Genomic DNA, 16,004 nt, shown 5'->3' with positions numbered 1-16,004 from the left:
AATCCCCTACCCGGATGGCGTAAACGCTCATTAACTCCTGGTTAGCGGGAAAGCGGGGTGAACGTCCGGGCCGCGATGAAGCCCGGTCGGGGCGACGGCGCGGCGTAGGGCTCCACAAGGGAGTTCTCGACGCTGTTGAACACCACGAAGATGTTCGACCTCGGGAACGGCGTGATGTTGTTGCCCGAGCCGTGCATGATGTTCGAGTCGAACATCAGCGCCGAGCCCGCGGGCCCGGTGAACTGGTCGATCCCGTACGTCGCGGCGAGCTGGGTGATGTGCTCGCGGCTGGGCACGCCGATCTCCTGCTCCTTGAGCGAGGCCTTGTAGTGGTCGGCCGGGGTTTCCCCGACGCACGGCACGAAAGTGCGCTGCGAACCCGGCATCACCATCAGGCCGCCGTTGAACGGGTAGTTGTCGGTCAGCGCGATCGACATCGACACCGCGCGCGGCAGCGGCATGCCGTCCTCGGCGTGCCAGGTCTCGAAATCGGAGTGCCAGTAGAAGCCCTTGCCCTTGAAACCGGGCATGTAGTTGACCCGGCTCTGGTGCACGTAGACCTCCGAGCCGAGGATCTGCCGCGCCCGGTCGAGCACCCTGGGGTCGCGCACGAGCTCGGCGATCAGGTCGCTGATCTTGTGCACCTCGAAGATCGAGCGGACCTCCGCCGACTCCTTCTCCACGATCGTGCGCTCGTCGGCCTTGAGCTTCTCGTCGCTGGCGAGGCGGGTCAGCTCGTCGAGGTAGGCCCGCACCTCGGCCGGGCTGAGCAGCCCCGGGTACTGCGAGTAGCCGCGCGCGTCGTGGGCGGCCAGCGTCGCCGCGTCCAGCGGACCGTCCACGCCCGCCCACACCGTGGGCTCGGCGCGCTCGATCAGGTCCACCGGGTCGGCAGTGCGCGTGCGGTAGCGGTCCTCGGTCCTTACGTCGGTCAGCGTCATGCGTCTGTCCTCCTTGGGGTCCTCAGGTGTCAGGAAGCGGTGGGCTCGACGATCAGGGGGTACACGCCGTTCTCGTCGTGCACCTCGCGGCCGGTCACCGGGGGGTTGAACACGCACACGGTGCGCATCCTGGTCCTGGGGCGGAGCTGGTGGTGCTCGTGCCCGTCGAGCAGGTACATCGACCCGGGCGCGAGCCGGTAGGTCTCGCCGGTCTCCTTGTCGAGCAGCTCGCCATCGCCCTCGACGACGAAGACGGCCTCGACGTGGTTGGCGTACCAGAAGTCGTTGACCGTGCCGCCCTCGAGGACGGTCTCGTGCAGCGAGAACCCGACCCCGTCGCCTGCGAGGATGATCCGCTTGCTGCGCCAGTTCGGCGTCTTGACGTCGCGGTCGGTGTCGGTGATCTCGTCCAGGGTTCGGACGATCATGCGTTCTTCTCCTTCCCAAGCACCGTGTGCACGGCCTCGGTGACCACGGACAGGCCCTGCTCGACCTCGTCCTCGGTGACGGTGAGCGGCGGCATCAGCTTGGCCACCTCGCCCTCGGGGCCTGCCGTCTCCATCAGCAGGCCGCGCTCGAAGGCGGCCCGGCAGACCGCGCCCGCGGTGTCGCCGTCGGCGAACTGCAGGCCCCTGGCCAGGCCGCGGCCCTTGGCCTTGAGCCCGTGGGCCTCGGCGAGGTCGTCCAGCACGCGGCCGATCTGCTCGCCCTTGGCCAGGGTGCCCTTCTCCAGCGTGTCGTCGGTCCAGTACTCGCGCAGCGCGGCGGTGGAGGCGACGAAGGCCGGGTTGATGCCGCGGAAGGTGCCGTTGTGCTCGCCGGGCTCCCACACGTCGAGCTCGGGCCGCAGCAGGGTCAGCGCCAGCGGCATGCCCATGCCGCCGATCGACTTCGACAGGCAGACGATGTCGGGCACGATCCCGGCCTGCTCGAAGCTGAAGAACGGGCCGGTGCGCCCGCAGCCCATCTGCACGTCGTCGACGATGAGCAGCATCCCGTGCCGCTTGCACAGGTCGGCGAGGCCGCGCAGCCACTCCGCGCGCGCGACGTTGATGCCGCCCTCGCCCTGCACCGTCTCCACGATCACCGCGGCGGGCTCGTTGAGGCCGCTGCCGCTGTCGCCGAGCAGCCGCTCGAACCACAGGAAGTCCTCGACCTTGCCGTCGAGGTAGTTGTCGTAGGGCATCGGGGTGGCGTGCACCAGCGGGATACCCGCGCCGCCGCGCTTCATCGAATTGCCGGTGACCGACAGCGCGCCCAGCGTCATGCCGTGGAAGGCGTTGGTGAAGTTGATGACCGACTGGCGGCCGGTGATCTTGCGGGCCAGCTTCAGCGCGGCCTCGACGGCGTTGGCGCCAGCCGGGCCGGGGAACATGATCTTGTAGTCGAGGTCGCGCGGGGCCAGCGCGATGTCCCGGAAGGTCTCCAGGAATTCGCGTTTGGCCACCGTGTTCATGTCCAGCGAGTGGGTGACCCGGTCAGCCATCATGTAGTCGATGACGGCCTGTTTCAACACCGGGTTGTTGTGCCCGTAGTTGAGCGCTCCGGCGCCTGCGAAGAAATCCAGGTATTCGCGTCCGGACTCGTCGTACATGTGGGCGCCGACAGCGCGGTCGAACACGACCGGCCAACTGCGGCAGTAGCTGCGTACCTCGGATTCGGTCGTCTCGAACACGTTCATTCGCTCACCATCCAGGGTTTCGGCAGGGCTGTTCCGGCTGACTCGTCACGCGGATACGGCCACGGGCAGCAGGGGGCCGATCCGGTGCAGGTCCTCGCGGTCGTGGTCGTCCGGGAACGCGTCGGCCGCGAACAGCGCGGTGGCCTCGCGGCGCGCTCCCCTGCGCCGGGCCAGGCCGTCGAACAGCGCGATCGACGCGGCGTTGTCCGGGGTGATCGTCGTCTCCAGGTACCGCACGCCGCGCTCGGCGAGGCGCTCGACCAGGTGGTCGAGCAGCTTCCCGGCCAGACCCTTGCCGCGCTGGGAGTCATCGACGGCAATCTGCCAGACCACGACGGTCTCGGGGTCGGCGGGGCGGATGAATCCGATGACGAATCCCACGACGGCCCCGTCGACGCGCACCACGGCGGAGGTGTCCGCGAAATCGCGGCACCACAGCAGATACGCATAGGAGGAGTTCAGGTCCAGCTTCCCGGAATCCCGCGCGATTCGCCACATGACGGAGCCGTCGCGGGTGGACGGCTTTTCGATCAGGTGCTTTCCGGACATACCAAGGCAACGTAACAGGGTCATACTGCGACTACCGGTTCTGACATTTCGCGCACCCCGCCTCACCTGCGCAGACGCAGAAACCCCGGTGAGGAGTACAACAGTACGGTTGCCGGTCTCGTCGGGCCTGTGCTAACGACTGAGGTGCTCGACGAGGAACACCTGCAACTCGCCGACGCCGAAGCCGAGCGCGGCGCCGACGGCGATGAGGATCCACTCGTCCTGCTCGAAGGCCGGGCGGATCAGCGCCTCGAACTCCTCCTCCGTCAGCTCCCGCATCTTGGCGACGAGGGTGTTGCGGATGTCCATGGCGTCGGCGGCGTAGTCCTCGATGTAGGCCAACGTCTCGGGCAGGCGCTGGATCACCTTCTCGGCGATGGAGTCCTTGATCTCGCGGTAGCGGCCGCTGCCCACGGCCAGCACGACCAGCGGGCGCACCGGCCCGGCCTGGCGGTCGAGCACCTGGCGCACCTGCCGGGCGATCAGCGCGAACAGCCGGTCGGCCAGCGGGCCGCGCAGCACGGCCTCGATGACGTTCCTCGGGGTGATGATCTCCCTGGCGATGAGCTCGCCGTAGTCGGTGGCGACCTCGGCGCGGCGCTTGAGGAACAGGCCCTGCCACTCGAAGACGCCGAGGTAGCGGGTGGGCCGCTTCGGGTTGAAGATCATCTTGAGCGCGAGCCAGTCGGTGAACCAGCCGGTCAGCCCGCCGAAGATGGGCATCACCCAGGGGTTCTTCAGCGTCGCCCACGCCACCATCTGCACGAGCCCGATGAGGAAGCCGAAGTAGATGCCGGAGTGCGCGATGAACCGGAACTCCTTGCGGCCCGCGTGCCGGAAGATCCGGTTGAGCAACTCCTTGTCCTTGACCAGGTTGGTGACGACCATGTCCTTGAGGTCGAAGACGCTGTCGACGTCCTCTTTCACCTGGTCAAGCAGCTCGCGCACGACCGCAGGGGCGTCGTCCTGCACGCGCCGGATGATCCGCCTGCGCACGGCGTCCGGCAGGGACTCCCAGAGCCCGTGCCGGTACTCGGCGGCGATCTCCCGCGCGATCTCCTCGACGCCTGCGAGCAGCGGTTTCTCGATCTCCTTGACGATGCGCTCCGCGTCGAGCCTGTGCACCACCTCCCCGGCGGAGATCAGCCGGTCGGTCATCGTGTCGCAGGCGATCGCCGCCATCCGCGCGGCGCGGCGGGGGACGATGCCCTGCCAGCCCAGCACCGGCCTGCCCCTGATCCGGATGCCTGCGAACTCGACGGGCTGGAACATCATCCGGATGGCGACGAGCTTGGTGCCGTACCCGATGAGCGCGGCGATGACCGGCATGGAGGCGTAGACGGGCCAGTTGACGGCGAAGTCGCGCAGGATCTCCCCGATCACCGGCCTGCCCCGCGCGCCGACGGGTCGCTCGCCGCCCAGAACTGGGCGCCCAGCTCCGAGACGTGCAGCGAGAGCCGGATCACGCGCGGGCCGAGCCTGCCGACGTCCAGCGCGCGGACGCGCTCGTCGGTGAGCAGGAGCTCGTACTGGGTGTTCAGGGCCGGGACCTCGTCGCCGATCTCGGCGAGGCCGAACCGCAGCAGCCGCGTCACGTAGAAGGGCACCAACCCGGGCGCGACGACCCCCGCGGCCCTCCCGACGGTGGAGGCGTTCTCCAGCAGGTACCGGTGCGGCGCCGCGATCCCGGTGCGGGCGACGAGGTGCACCAGCGGGAAGACGGAACCGTCGGACAACGCGGAGATGATGCGCGCCTCGTCGGGCAGCAGCTGCCGCATGACGAGCGCGAAGTAGTGCTCACGAGCGGCGTCGCGGCTGTCGGTGACCGAGCGCTCCAGCAGCTCGGCCATGGCCGCCCGCAACGGCTCCCCCGCACCGCGCGCCGGGGAGGACAGGCCGCCACGGGGTCGATAGGGCGTGCTGCCGCGGGATCGGTGGGCGCTGTCGGAACGGTCGCTCGCCCGACGCCCTCGATAGGCCGTGCCGCCGGGCAGGCGGTCGACGCCGCCCGCCAGGTCGTCGACCTCGGCGCGCGATCGGTCCAGCGCGGACTCGGCCCCGCCGCCGAGCGGGTCGGGCCCGTCCAGGCGCTTGCGGACCTCGTCGACCACGCCCTGCTCGATCCGACGCACCCGCCGTTCGACGGCGTCGCCGCCGGGCAGCAGTCGGGCCACCTCCCAGCCGCCCCGGTAGAGCCTGCCGAGCACCCGCCCCAGCCCCGCGGCCGGGTCGGGCCCGTCGGCGGGAGGCAGGGCACGCCGCTGGTCCATGGCCACCACCCTCTGCCGACGACGGGAGTACTGGTGTACCACAACGAGCGAAGTAACCGCAGGTCACGCAGGCCCTGCCGACGGCGGCGCCGCCGAGGCCACCCCCAGCGGCCTCGGCAGCGCGGTGCCTACAGGCCCGCCATCAGGTCCGTCTCGGTGATGCCGGGGCCGCCGTCGCGGCGGATGAACCACTCGGTGCCGAAGGCCCTGGCGAACTGCTCGTCCGGCATGGCCAGGAAGAACGAGTCCTCCGCGATCTGGCTGGCGTGCGCGCGCATCGCGGCGCGCTTGACCGAGAGGTACGCGGTGACGTCGACCGCCGCGGTCAGCTCCGCCTCCGGCTTGCCGACCTCCATGTCCTCCGGCGGGCCCCAGTCGGCCTCGCCGTTCTCCCGCGCGGCGGCGGCGTCGGCCTGGATCTGGTCGCGGTTCATCGTCGCCTCGTACACCCGGGGCGTGCCCGCGAGCTCGGCGGCGCGGTAGCCGACGCGGTGGACCTGGATGTGGTCGGGGTGGCCGTAGCCGCCGAAGTCGTCGTAGACGGTGAGGACGTCGGCCTTCTCGTCGATCAGGATGTCGGCGAGCTTGCGGGCGGCGTCCTCGACGTCGGCGCGCCAGAACGCGGCCGGGTGGTCGTTGTCGGCGGTGTCGACCATGCCGGAGTCGCGGTAGCCGAGGAACTCCACGCGCGACACGCCCAGGATCTCGGCGGCGGCGTGGGTCTCGGCCACGCGCCGCTCCCACAGCTGCTCGCCCGGGTCGAGGAAGCCGTCCGGGACCTCGCCGACCTCTCCCCTGGTCGCGACCACCAGCACGACGCGGTGACCGGCGTCGGCGGCTTTGCGCATGATGCCCCCGCAGGCGATGCATTCGTCGTCCGGGTGGGCGTGGAAGGTGACAAGGGTCGCCATGCGGCCGAAGTTACGCGGGGGCACCGACAGTCCGCACGGACGTTCGCTCTGAGCGAGACGCCCCGGCCAGCACGGACTCCAGGATCTCCCCGACGCGCACCGCGGTGTTCGACAGCAGCGTGGACGTGAGCCCGTGGCTGTGCTCGGTCCCGCCCTGCAGGTAGATGCCCGCGGTGACGTTCTCCGCGGTGCGCACGCGGTGGTCCCGCTCGACCACCGGCAGCCCCGCCGCGTCGCGCTCGCAGACCGCGCCCGCGCGGCCCAGCAGCTCGAACACGTCGCCGGGCCGGTACCCGGTGGCATAGACCACCGCGTCGCAGCGCAGCGTCTCGACCTCACCGCTCGGAAGGTGTTCAACGGCGGCGTAGACGGCCTCGTCGGTCTCGCGCACGAACCGCAGCCGCGACGCCGAGCGGATGTCCAGCCGCCGCACGCCCGCGACCTTCTCCCGGTACTCGCGCCGGTACAGCTCCTCGATGAGGTCGAGGTCGACCACGGAGTAGTTGGTGTTGCGGTGGTAGGCCATGAGCAGGCCCTTGACCTCCGGGCTCGCGCCGTGGAAGTCGTCGACCGCGGCGGGGTCGAAGATGCGGTTGGCGAACGGGCTGTCGTCGGCGGGCGTGTAGCCGTACTTGGCGAAGACGGCGGTGACCGCGGTGTCGGGCAGCGCGGAATGCAGCTGTGCCACCGTTTCCGCGCCGCTCTGGCCCGCACCGACGACGAGCACGCGGCCCGCGCCGTCGAGGGAGTCGATGCGGTGCATCAGCTCGATGTTGTGCCACACGCGGTCGGAGGTCTCGGCGTCCTCCGGCAGCACGGGCCGCAGACCCGTGGCGACCGCGAGATTGCGGGCGCGCAGGGAGATCACCGCGTCCTCGCCCGCAGGCGCGGCCACCACGTCGAAGTAGGCGACCTCGCCGTCGATCTCGATCGGACGCACGGAGATGACCTCGACGCCGTAGCGGACCTGGTCGGCCACGCGCGCGGCGGCCCACTCGAAGTAGTCGTGGAACTCCGTGCGCAGCGGGAACATCGTCTTGTGGTTGATGAAGTCGACCAGGCGGCTGCGGTCGCGCAGGTAGCACAGGAAGCTGAAGTCGCTGGCCGGGTCGCGCATCGTGACCAGGTCCTTGAGGAACGACACCTGCATCGTGGCGTCGGGGATGAGCATCCCCCGGTGCCATCCGAAACGCGCCTGTCGCTCACAGAACAGCGTCCGCAGCGCGCGCTCCGGGTGGCGCCGGTTGTGCTCGTCGACGGCGACCGCCAAGGCGAGGTTGGACGGGCCGAACCCGATTCCGACCAGGTCGTACACCTCAGTGGTCACGTTGTCCTCCGTCGCGATCAAGGAGCGGAACGGAGGTAAGGCTAACCTAATCAAGCAGCCCTCGGGAGTGGTCTGCGTCTCTCGCCTACGGCCGGGCGGTCAGGTATCCGCCCATGCGGGTGAAGTACTCGTGCGCGGTCAGCTCAACGCCCTCGTCCGTCCGGACTTTGGTGACCAGCAAGGCCTTGCTGCGCCCGCGCCGCGCCTGCGCGCCCGCGACGATCGCGACGCCGTCGCCCTCGCGGTAGAAGATCCGGCCGGGCGTGCCGCCGTAGACCGCTTGGGACACCTGGGCTTCCACGATTTCCAGCCTGCGCCCCCGGTGGTAGGTGAACGCGCTGGGGTACGGCGCGCACTGCGCGCGCACGAGCCGGTCGAGCTCCTCGGCCTCCCACGTCCAATCGATGCGCAGGTCCTCCTCGGCGCGCTTGTGGAAGAAGCTGGCCTTGCTCCGGTCCTGGCGGATGAAGTCCTTGTCGCCCTTGGCGATTCGCGCCAATCCCTCGACGGTGAGCTTGCCGAAGAGCGGGAGCGTCTTGTCGAACAGGTCCTTTGTGGTGTCCCTCGGCCCGACCTCGACGGCCTCCTGCGCGACGATGTCTCCGGCGTCGAGCGTCTCGTCCATCATGTGGGCGGTGACGCCGACCTCCTTCTCGCCGTTGATCAGCGCCCAGATGAGCGGGGAGAAGCCCGCGTAGGCGGGCAGCAGCGAGTCGTGGACGTTGAGGGTGCCCTTCGGCGGGAAGCCGAACACCCGCGGCGGGATCCAGGTGCGCCAGTTCGTGGCGACGATCACGTCCGGCTCGGCTTCCTTGAGGGCCAGCACGAGGTCGTCGTCGTCGGCCTTCTCGCGGATGAGGACGGGGATGCCGTTCTCGCGCGCGAGGTCCTCCACGGAGTCGGCCCAGATGCGCTCGTAGGCGCCCTCCCCGCGCGGGTGGGTCACGACGAGGACCACGTCGTGCTCCGACTCGAGCAAGGCGTGGAGCGTGCGGTGCCCCCAGGTCTGGAAGCCGAACATGACGACCCGCATTAGCCTCTCCTCAGTTAGGTAAGGGTTACCTAGCCTGAGGTTAACGCCTCAGCGCCGCAGGTCCACAACGACGGCGGTCACGTTGTCCCGCCCGCCAGCGTCCACGGCCATCGTGACCAGGCGTTCCGCTGCCGCGCCCGGGTCGTCGGTGTCGGCCAGCACACCGGCGATCGCCGTCTCGGGGACCTCCAGGGTCAGGCCGTCGGAGCAGATGAGGAACCGCTCGGGCGGGGCCACCGGGAAGACGTCGAGGTCGGGCTCGGGCGCCGGCGTCATGCCGATGGCGCGGGTGAGGACGTTGCCGAGGGGGTGGCCGACGGCCTCCTCCGGGCTGATGTCACCCGCCTGCACCAACTCGGCGAGCTCGGTGTGGTCGGTGGTGAGCTGGGTGAGCGTGCCGTCGACGTGCCGGTAGACGCGCGAGTCGCCGACGTTGAACACGACCCAGTGCGGCGTTCCCCGGAAGTCGGCCAGGCAGAGCCCGGTGAGGGTGGTGCCCATCCCGCGGTGCACCGGGTCGCGCCGGGCCGCGGCCAGGACGGCGGCGTTGGCCTCCAGCACGGCCGCCCGCACGTCCTCGGGCTTCACGGTCCGCCCGACGAGCCCCTTGGCCACCGCGACGGCCACCTCGCTGGCCACCTCGCCCGCCGCGTGCCCGCCCATCCCGTCGGCCACCACGTAGACCCCGTCGGCGACGAGGTGCGAGTCCTCGTTACCGGCCCGGACGACCCCGACGTCGGTGGCCGCCCCCGCGCGGATCATGTCCCCCATACCCGGGTGATCGTCAGCAGGCAACGGACCGTTAGTCGCTCGCCTGACGCGGCTGCACGACACAGTCCGCCCCCGGCTGCATGATCGTCTCGTGCCCCGCGTCATCCCGCACCCGGTAGGGCGGGGCGCCATCGGGCCCCATGACCTCGACGATTTCGAGCACACGGTCGTGGCTGCCCACAACCTTGCCGTGGACCACCAGCCGGTCTCCAGATCGGGCGTGCACGGCAAACCCCTTCCGGTAGGCGACGCCCCGAGTATTCCCCGTCCGCCCCCCGAGCGCGAGGTCAGCGCGAACCAACCTGCCCGGTCGAGCGGTCACCGACCACCACCGGTCACCTTCACCGTGGCGCCATCGCAGGGCTCCTACCCTGAGGAAGAGGAGGTCCACAATGGGCGTGATCAAGGCTGGGCGACCGGGACCGCAACCACGCTTCCAATGGTGCCCGAGCAGGCCCTGGTGGCTGAAGCGCCTGATGCGAGCCGACTTCCTCATCGGTTGGGTCTACGGACTCGGCCATCGCCACGCCTGGTATCACCAGGTGGGCAAGTGCCCAAGAAACCTCTGTGACCACGACCCCCGCAGAGTGGCCCGGGAACTTCCTCGTCCCCCAGGCATGGCGCCGCCTCCGGACCGGCAGGCGTGAGTCCACCGCCCGCCAGAGACTTCGCAGGCATTCACGCCGTCAGTGGATCTTGCTAGCCATCGCGACGTATCCGCAGGTAGATGGAGCCGGCAGCGGGACTTGAACCCGCAACCTTTCGCTTACAAGGCGAGTGCTCTGCCAATTGAGCTATGCCGGCCTCGGCGCCGGGGTGGTGCGCCGGGGTCATCCTAAAGGCTGCGCGGTTGCGCCTACCGGGGGATTCCCAGACGGTGAGGGCGGCCACTGCAACATGTTGGTGGGGTCATCCGATCAATCCGGGTAGGAGGTGGTAGGCGTGTGGTTCGCTCAGCGGGGGCGGGCGAATGGGATGTGGTGGCAGACGAAGGCGGAACCGCCCAGGTGGGGGGCGGTGCACGGGCCGGAGTTGCCGGATGACCGGACCGTCAACGTCGTTCTCGATCTCGCGCTGCGGGTCGGGGACGTGCAGATGGCATCGGGGGCGGGGGCGGCCGACGTCACGGCGACGATCATGGCCGTCACCAGCGCCTACGGGCTGCCGCACTGCGAGGTCGACGTCATCTTCACCTCGATCACCGTCGCCTGCCACCGGGGCACCGAGATGTCCCCGGTGACCTCGCTGAGGGTCGTCCGCTCGCGGAGCCTGGACTACACCCGGCTCGCGCACCTGGAGACGCTCGTCCGCGACATCACCGCGGGCCGGGTCGCGCTCAAGGACGCGCACACCGAGTTGGACCGGATCGTCAACGCCGACCACCCCTACCCCCGGTGGGTGGCCACGCTGGCCTGGGCGGGGATGGCCGCCGCGGTCACCATCCTCATCGGCGGCCAGTGGGACATGGCCGGATGGGCCGCGCTGATCACCGCCGTCGTCGACCGGGTCGGCCGGATTCTCAACCGGCGCGCGCTGCCGTTCTTCTTCCAACAGCTCGCGGGCGGCCTGCTCGCCACGGGCGGCGCGCTCGCGCTGCTGTCCAGCGGGATGCTCCCGTCCGTACGGCCCACGGTCCTCGTCGGCGCCGCGATCACGGTCCTGCTTTCCGGGCTGTCCGTCGTCGCCACCGTGCAGGACGCCATCTCCGGTTACAACGTCACCGCCGCGGGCCGGGCCATGGAGGTCTCGCTGATGACCGCCGGGCTCATCGCCGGTGTCGTCCTCGCGCTGAACATCTCCGTCGCCCTCGGGTTCCCCTATCAACCGCTGGCCGATCCGCTCCCGCAAACAGCGCTGCGACTGCCCGTGCAGGCGCTCGCCGGGGCGGCCGCGGCGGGCTGCTTCGCGCTGGCCAGTTACGCCACGCCCAAGGCGCTGTTCATCGCCAGCGCCGCTGGCGGGCTCGGCGCGGCCGGGTTCGGCGCCCTCGCCCTCGGCGGGGCGGGCGCGATCACCGCGTCGGCGGGCGCGGCCGTCGCCGTCGGGTTCGCAGGCGGGCTCATCGCCCGGCGGCTGCGGATGCCGCCGCTGGTCATCGCCGTCTCCGGGATGGTCCCGCTGCTGCCCGGCCTGACCACCTACCGCGCGCTCTACGAACTGGCCATCGCCAAGACGACCGCGGGCATCCCCACCCTGATGACCGCCGCGGCCATCGCGCTCGCCCTCGCCGCGGGCGTGGTGCTCGGCGAATTCCTGGCCCAACCAGTGCGAACGGGCCTGAGCAGGCTGGAGCGCAAGATCGCCGGACCGAGGATGTCCGGGCCGCTGCGCCCCACGCGACGGCGGCTGGAATAGAAACGTGAGCGGTGCCACCCCCCATCCCCACCGGACGCAGGACGCGGGCACGGCCAACCCTGGTTAGCCTCGAATCAGGGCAACTACGAGGAGGCAACCGCTCGTGAGCAGCAGAAACGGCTCGGACTTCATAGTCGTGGCCAACCGTCTGCCGGTGGACCTGGAGCGCCTCCCCGACGGCACCACCCGCTGGAAGCACAGTCCCGGCGGGCTGGTCAGCGCCCTGGAGCCCTTCCTCCGCAATCACAAGGGCGCCTGGGTGGGCTGGCCCGGCGTCGCCGACGCCGAGGTGGACGACTTCGAGGAGGACGGCCTGGCCCTGCGCCCGGTCACGCTCACCGGCACCGAGGTCCGCGACTACTACGAGGGCTTCTCCAACGGCACGCTCTGGCCGCTCTACCACGACGTCGTCGCCCCGCCGGTGTTCGACCGGGCCTGGTGGGACGCCTACGTCAAGGTCAACCACCGCTTCGCCGACGCGTGCGCGAAGGCGGCGGCGCCGGGCGCGACCGTCTGGATCCAGGACTACCAGCTGCAGCTGGTCCCGGCGATGCTCCGCGACCAGCGTCCCGACCTGCGGATCGGGTTCTTCCTGCACATCCCGTTCCCGCCCACCGAGCTGTTCATGCAGCTGCCGTGGCGCGCGGAGATCGTGCGCGGGCTGCTCGGCGCCGACCTCGTCGGCTTCCACCGGCCCGGCGGCGCGCAGAACTTCCTCTGGCTGGCCCGGCGGCTGCTGGGCCTGGAACCGACCCGGGGCGCGGTCGGCGTGCGGACGCGACCCGGTGTCATCCAGGTCGGCGACCGGGCCGTGCGGGTGGGCGCGTTCCCCATCTCGATCGATTCCGCGGGCCTCGACGCGGTCGCCCGCAAAAAGGAGACCGTCAACCGCGCCCAGCAGATCCGCGCCGACCTGGGCAATCCCAAGAAGGTGATGCTCGGCGTCGACCGACTCGACTACACCAAGGGCATCGACCTGCGGCTCAACGCGCTGCGCGAGCTGCTCACCGAGGGCCGGGTCGACCCGACCGAGGTCGTGATGATCCAGCTGGCCACGCCCAGCCGCGAGCGGGTGGAGCACTACCAGCGGATGCGTGACGAGATCGAGCTGACCGTCAGCCGGATCAACGGCGAGTTCGGGCGGGTGGGGCACCCGGTCGTGCACTACCTGCACCAGTCGGTCGACCGCGCCGAGCTGGCCGCGTTCTTCTCCGCCGCCGACGTCATGCTCGTCACGCCGCTGCGCGACGGCATGAACCTGGTCTGCAAGGAGTACGTGGCGTGCAGGCACGACCTCGGGGGCGCACTCGTGCTCAGCGAGTTCGCGGGCGCTGCTGCCGAGCTGACAAGTTCATTCCTCGTCAATCCGCACGATCTTGACGGGGTGAAGAACGCCATGCACGCTGCCCTCACGATCGATCCAGCGGAGGGTCGCCGTAGGATGCGCGCTCTGAGGCGTCAGGTGCTGACCCACGACGTCGACCGTTGGGCTCGCTCGTTCCTGGACGCGTTGGATCCCGACAGCAACCATTAGACAGAGCCCGCCCCCGCACATCCCCAAGGAGAAGGCGTTGACCGCCGAGGCCCTGCCCGCCGAGTTGCGGCGTGCGATCGTGCAGATCGCCCGCACTCCGCGCCTGCTGGTCGCCTGCGACTACGACGGCACGCTCGCGCCCATCGTCGAGGACCCCGAGAACGCGCGGCCGCTGCCGGAGTCGGTGCACGCGCTGCGGGCGCTGGCCGGGCTGCACGAGACCACGGCCGCGGTCATCTCCGGGCGCGCCCTGCGCGACCTGGCCACGCTGTCGCGGCTGCCGTCGGAGGTCCACCTCGTCGGCTCGCACGGCTCGGAGTTCGACGTGGGCTTCGTGCACGCGATCGACGCCGACGCCCGGCGCCTGCACCGGCGGCTGGAGGCCGACCTGGCGATCCTGGTCGAGGGCGAGCCGGGCGTGCAGCTGGAGATCAAGCCCGCGAGCATCGCCGTGCACGTGCGCCGGGCCGATCCGGACGTGGCCGCGCGCGTGCTGGACGCCGTCCGGAAGGGCCCGTGCACTTGGGACGGCGTGCACGTCACCGAGGGCAAGGCCGTCATCGAGCTGGCCGTCCTGCAGACCGACAAGGGCCACGCCCTGGACGTCCTGCGCCACCAGGCGGGCGCGACGGCGACCGTCTTCGTCGGCGACGACGTGACCGACGAGAAGGCGTTCGCCCGGATCAGCGGGCCCGACCTGGGCATCAAGGTCGGCGAGGGCGTGTCGCTCGCCGGGTACCGCATCGACAACCCGACGACGGTGGCGACCGTCCTGGCGTTCCTGCTCGAGGAGCGCCGCGCGTGGCTGTACGGCGAGCAGGCCGTGCCGATCGAGCGGCTGACGATGCTGGCCAACGAGCGCTCCGTCGCCCTGGTGACGCCGGACGCGCGGCTGACCTGGCTGTGCCACCCCGAGCCGGACTCGGCGTCGGTGTTCGCCGACCTGCTGGGCGGGCCGGGCGCCGGGCACTTCAGCGTCTCGCCCGAGCGCGGCGGCCTCCCGCTCGGCCAGCGGTACCTGCCGGGCACGATGACCGTGGAGACCCGCTGGTCGGGGCTGCTGGTCACGGACTTCCTCGACAACGACGCCGACCCGTTCCGCACCGACATGACCCGGGTGCTCACCGGCAACGCGACCGCGCTGGTCGAGTTCGCGCCGCGCCCGGAGTTCGGGCAGGTGCAGGTGCGGCTGGAGGCGCGCGCCGACGGGCTGCTGGTGCAGGGCACCGGCGACCCGATCGCGCTGCGCTCGCCCGGCGTGCGCTGGGAGATCGTCTCCGACGGCATGCACGACACCGCCCGCGCGCGGGTCGAGCTGACCTCGGACGCGCCGGTGGTGTTCGAGCTGCGCTGCGGCACCGACGACCTCGCGCCCAACCCGGTCCCGCTGGAGGAGCGCAAGGCCGTCGCCGGGACGTACTGGTCCAACTGGCTCGACACGCTCGTGCTGCCGCAGGTCGAGAAGGACCTGGTGGCCCGCTCCGCGCTGACCCTGCGCGGGCTCTGCCACGAGGAGACCGGCGCGATCATGGCCGCGGCGACGACGTCGCTGCCGGAGGAGATCGGCGGGATCCGCAACTGGGACTACCGGTACTGCTGGCTGCGCGACGCGTCGATGACGGCGAAGGCGTTGGTCTCGCTGGGGTCCACGGCCGAGGCCGAGGCGTTCCTGCGCTGGCTGCACGCGGTGCTGGCGACGCTGCCCGGCCCGGAGCGGCTGCACCCGCTCTACACGATCGCGGGCACGACGCTGCCGCCCGAGGCCGTGATCGACACGCTGCCCGGGTACGCGGGCTCGCGTCCCGTCCGCGTGGGCAACCTCGCCAACCAGCAGGTCCAGCTGGACGTGTTCGGGCCGGTCGTCGACCTGGTGGCCGCGCTGTCCGAAGTGCGGGGCTCGCTGACCGATGACGACTGGCGCATGGTCTGCGCCATGGCCGAGGCGGTGGCCCGGCGCTGGCACGAGCCCGACCACGGCATCTGGGAGGAGCGGCACCGGCCGCGCCACCACGTGTACTCCAAGGTGATGTGCTGGCTGACGATCGACCGCGCGCTCAAGCTGGGCAAGACCCACGGCCGCGCCATCGATCCCACCTGGGAGCCGCTGCGCGACGAGATCGCCACCGACGTGCTGACCAACGGGTGGAACGACGAGGTCCGCTCGTTCACCACCGCCTATGACGGCACCGACCTCGACGCGGCGACCCTGCTGATCGGCATGGTCGGCCTGATCGACCCCGCCGACGAGCGCTTCCAGGCCACGGTGACCGCCACCGAGGCCGAGCTGCGCAGCGGGTCCACGGTCTACCGCTACCACCGCGACGACGGCCTGCCCGGCGACGAGGGCGGCTTCCACCTGTGCGCGGCCTGGATGATCGAGGCCTACCTGCTCACCGGCAGGCGCACGGAGGCCGAGGACCTCTTCGCCCAGATCGTCGACGCCGCCGGACCCACCGGCCTGCTCCCCGAGGAGTACGACCCGGTGGCCGAACGGTCGCTGGGCAACCACCCCCAGGCGTACTCCCACCTGGGCCTGATCAGGTGCGCGCAACTCCTGTCCGCCTGATTTCCCCATTCGGCCCATGCCTGATCCGCCCGATCGGTACCCTGTCGGGCGGATACAGGTGTTTGA

General features: G+C 70.6%; 14 protein-coding genes and 1 tRNA gene. 3 read left to right on the top strand and 12 right to left on the bottom strand.

The window, feature by feature from the left end; all coding sequences use genetic code 11:
• Window positions 1-41: 41 nt before the first annotated feature.
• The 12 genes from thpD to Actkin_RS02120 all read right to left on the bottom strand — a co-directional run bounded on the left by thpD (window position 42) and on the right by Actkin_RS02120 (window position 10,287).
• Window positions 42-941, bottom strand: a complete 900-nt coding sequence (thpD, locus tag Actkin_RS02175; protein WP_258905668.1) for an ectoine hydroxylase — start codon at window positions 939-941, stop codon at window positions 42-44.
• Between the two features lie 29 nt (window positions 942-970).
• Window positions 971-1,369: an ectoine synthase gene (locus tag Actkin_RS02170; protein ID WP_189208667.1), complete on the bottom strand. Its 399-nt coding sequence runs from the start codon at window positions 1,367-1,369 to the stop codon at window positions 971-973.
• Window positions 1,366-2,622, bottom strand: a complete 1,257-nt coding sequence (ectB, locus tag Actkin_RS02165) for a diaminobutyrate--2-oxoglutarate transaminase (RefSeq protein WP_258905665.1) — start codon at window positions 2,620-2,622, stop codon at window positions 1,366-1,368. The genes Actkin_RS02170 and ectB overlap by 4 nt, the downstream gene beginning before the upstream one ends.
• A 45-nt stretch (window positions 2,623-2,667) precedes the next feature.
• Window positions 2,668-3,171: a diaminobutyrate acetyltransferase gene (gene ectA / locus Actkin_RS02160; protein ID WP_189208669.1), complete on the bottom strand. Its 504-nt coding sequence runs from the start codon at window positions 3,169-3,171 to the stop codon at window positions 2,668-2,670.
• A gap of 132 nt (window positions 3,172-3,303) precedes the next feature.
• A complete protein-coding gene (locus tag Actkin_RS02155) occupies window positions 3,304-4,500 on the bottom strand; it encodes a DUF445 domain-containing protein (RefSeq protein WP_258907834.1) in 1,197 nt (398 codons plus the stop codon).
• A 50-nt stretch (window positions 4,501-4,550) separates the two neighbouring features.
• On the bottom strand, window positions 4,551-5,441 hold the full coding sequence (locus Actkin_RS02150; protein WP_258905664.1) for an Abi-alpha family protein: 891 nt from the start codon (window positions 5,439-5,441) through the stop codon (window positions 4,551-4,553).
• Between the two features lie 128 nt (window positions 5,442-5,569).
• Window positions 5,570-6,352 carry a PIG-L family deacetylase gene (locus Actkin_RS02145; RefSeq protein ID WP_258905663.1) on the bottom strand — a complete coding sequence of 261 codons (783 nt, stop codon included), beginning with the start codon at window positions 6,350-6,352 and terminating at the stop codon, window positions 5,570-5,572.
• 10 nt (window positions 6,353-6,362) lie between these two features.
• The gene (locus Actkin_RS02140; protein WP_229786508.1) at window positions 6,363-7,679 is read right to left on the bottom strand and encodes a lysine N(6)-hydroxylase/L-ornithine N(5)-oxygenase family protein; all 1,317 of its coding nucleotides are present in this window, start codon (window positions 7,677-7,679) and stop codon (window positions 6,363-6,365) included.
• Window positions 7,680-7,764: 85 nt separating this feature from the next.
• Window positions 7,765-8,712 carry a methionyl-tRNA formyltransferase gene (locus tag Actkin_RS02135; RefSeq protein ID WP_258905662.1) on the bottom strand — a complete coding sequence of 316 codons (948 nt, stop codon included), beginning with the start codon at window positions 8,710-8,712 and terminating at the stop codon, window positions 7,765-7,767.
• Between the two features lie 48 nt (window positions 8,713-8,760).
• A complete protein-coding gene (locus tag Actkin_RS02130; RefSeq protein ID WP_258905661.1) occupies window positions 8,761-9,483 on the bottom strand; it encodes a PP2C family protein-serine/threonine phosphatase in 723 nt (240 codons plus the stop codon).
• A gap of 31 nt (window positions 9,484-9,514) precedes the next feature.
• Window positions 9,515-9,709, bottom strand: a complete 195-nt coding sequence (locus tag Actkin_RS02125) for a DUF1918 domain-containing protein (RefSeq protein WP_189208674.1) — start codon at window positions 9,707-9,709, stop codon at window positions 9,515-9,517.
• Between the two features lie 502 nt (window positions 9,710-10,211).
• A tRNA-Thr gene (locus Actkin_RS02120) sits at window positions 10,212-10,287 on the bottom strand.
• 171 nt (window positions 10,288-10,458) lie between these two features.
• On the opposite strand from Actkin_RS02120, the gene Actkin_RS02115 reads away from it, so the two are divergent.
• From Actkin_RS02115 to otsB, 3 genes are all read left to right on the top strand, one after another.
• Window positions 10,459-11,838 carry a threonine/serine exporter family protein gene (locus Actkin_RS02115; protein ID WP_189210005.1) on the top strand — a complete coding sequence of 460 codons (1,380 nt, stop codon included), beginning with the start codon at window positions 10,459-10,461 and terminating at the stop codon, window positions 11,836-11,838.
• 103 nt (window positions 11,839-11,941) lie between these two features.
• Window positions 11,942-13,372: an alpha,alpha-trehalose-phosphate synthase (UDP-forming) gene (locus tag Actkin_RS02110; RefSeq protein ID WP_189208675.1), complete on the top strand. Its 1,431-nt coding sequence runs from the start codon at window positions 11,942-11,944 to the stop codon at window positions 13,370-13,372.
• 37 nt (window positions 13,373-13,409) lie between these two features.
• On the top strand, window positions 13,410-15,938 hold the full coding sequence (gene otsB / locus Actkin_RS02105; protein WP_258905660.1) for a trehalose-phosphatase: 2,529 nt from the start codon (window positions 13,410-13,412) through the stop codon (window positions 15,936-15,938).
• Window positions 15,939-16,004: the final 66 nt, after the last annotated feature.

The organism is Actinokineospora sp. UTMC 2448, assembly GCF_024760565.1.
In the GTDB taxonomy this organism is placed as follows: domain Bacteria; phylum Actinomycetota; class Actinomycetes; order Mycobacteriales; family Pseudonocardiaceae; genus Actinokineospora; species Actinokineospora fastidiosa.
Note: the sequence above shows the minus strand (reverse complement) of the source record. Positions and strands in the feature narration are given on the sequence as shown.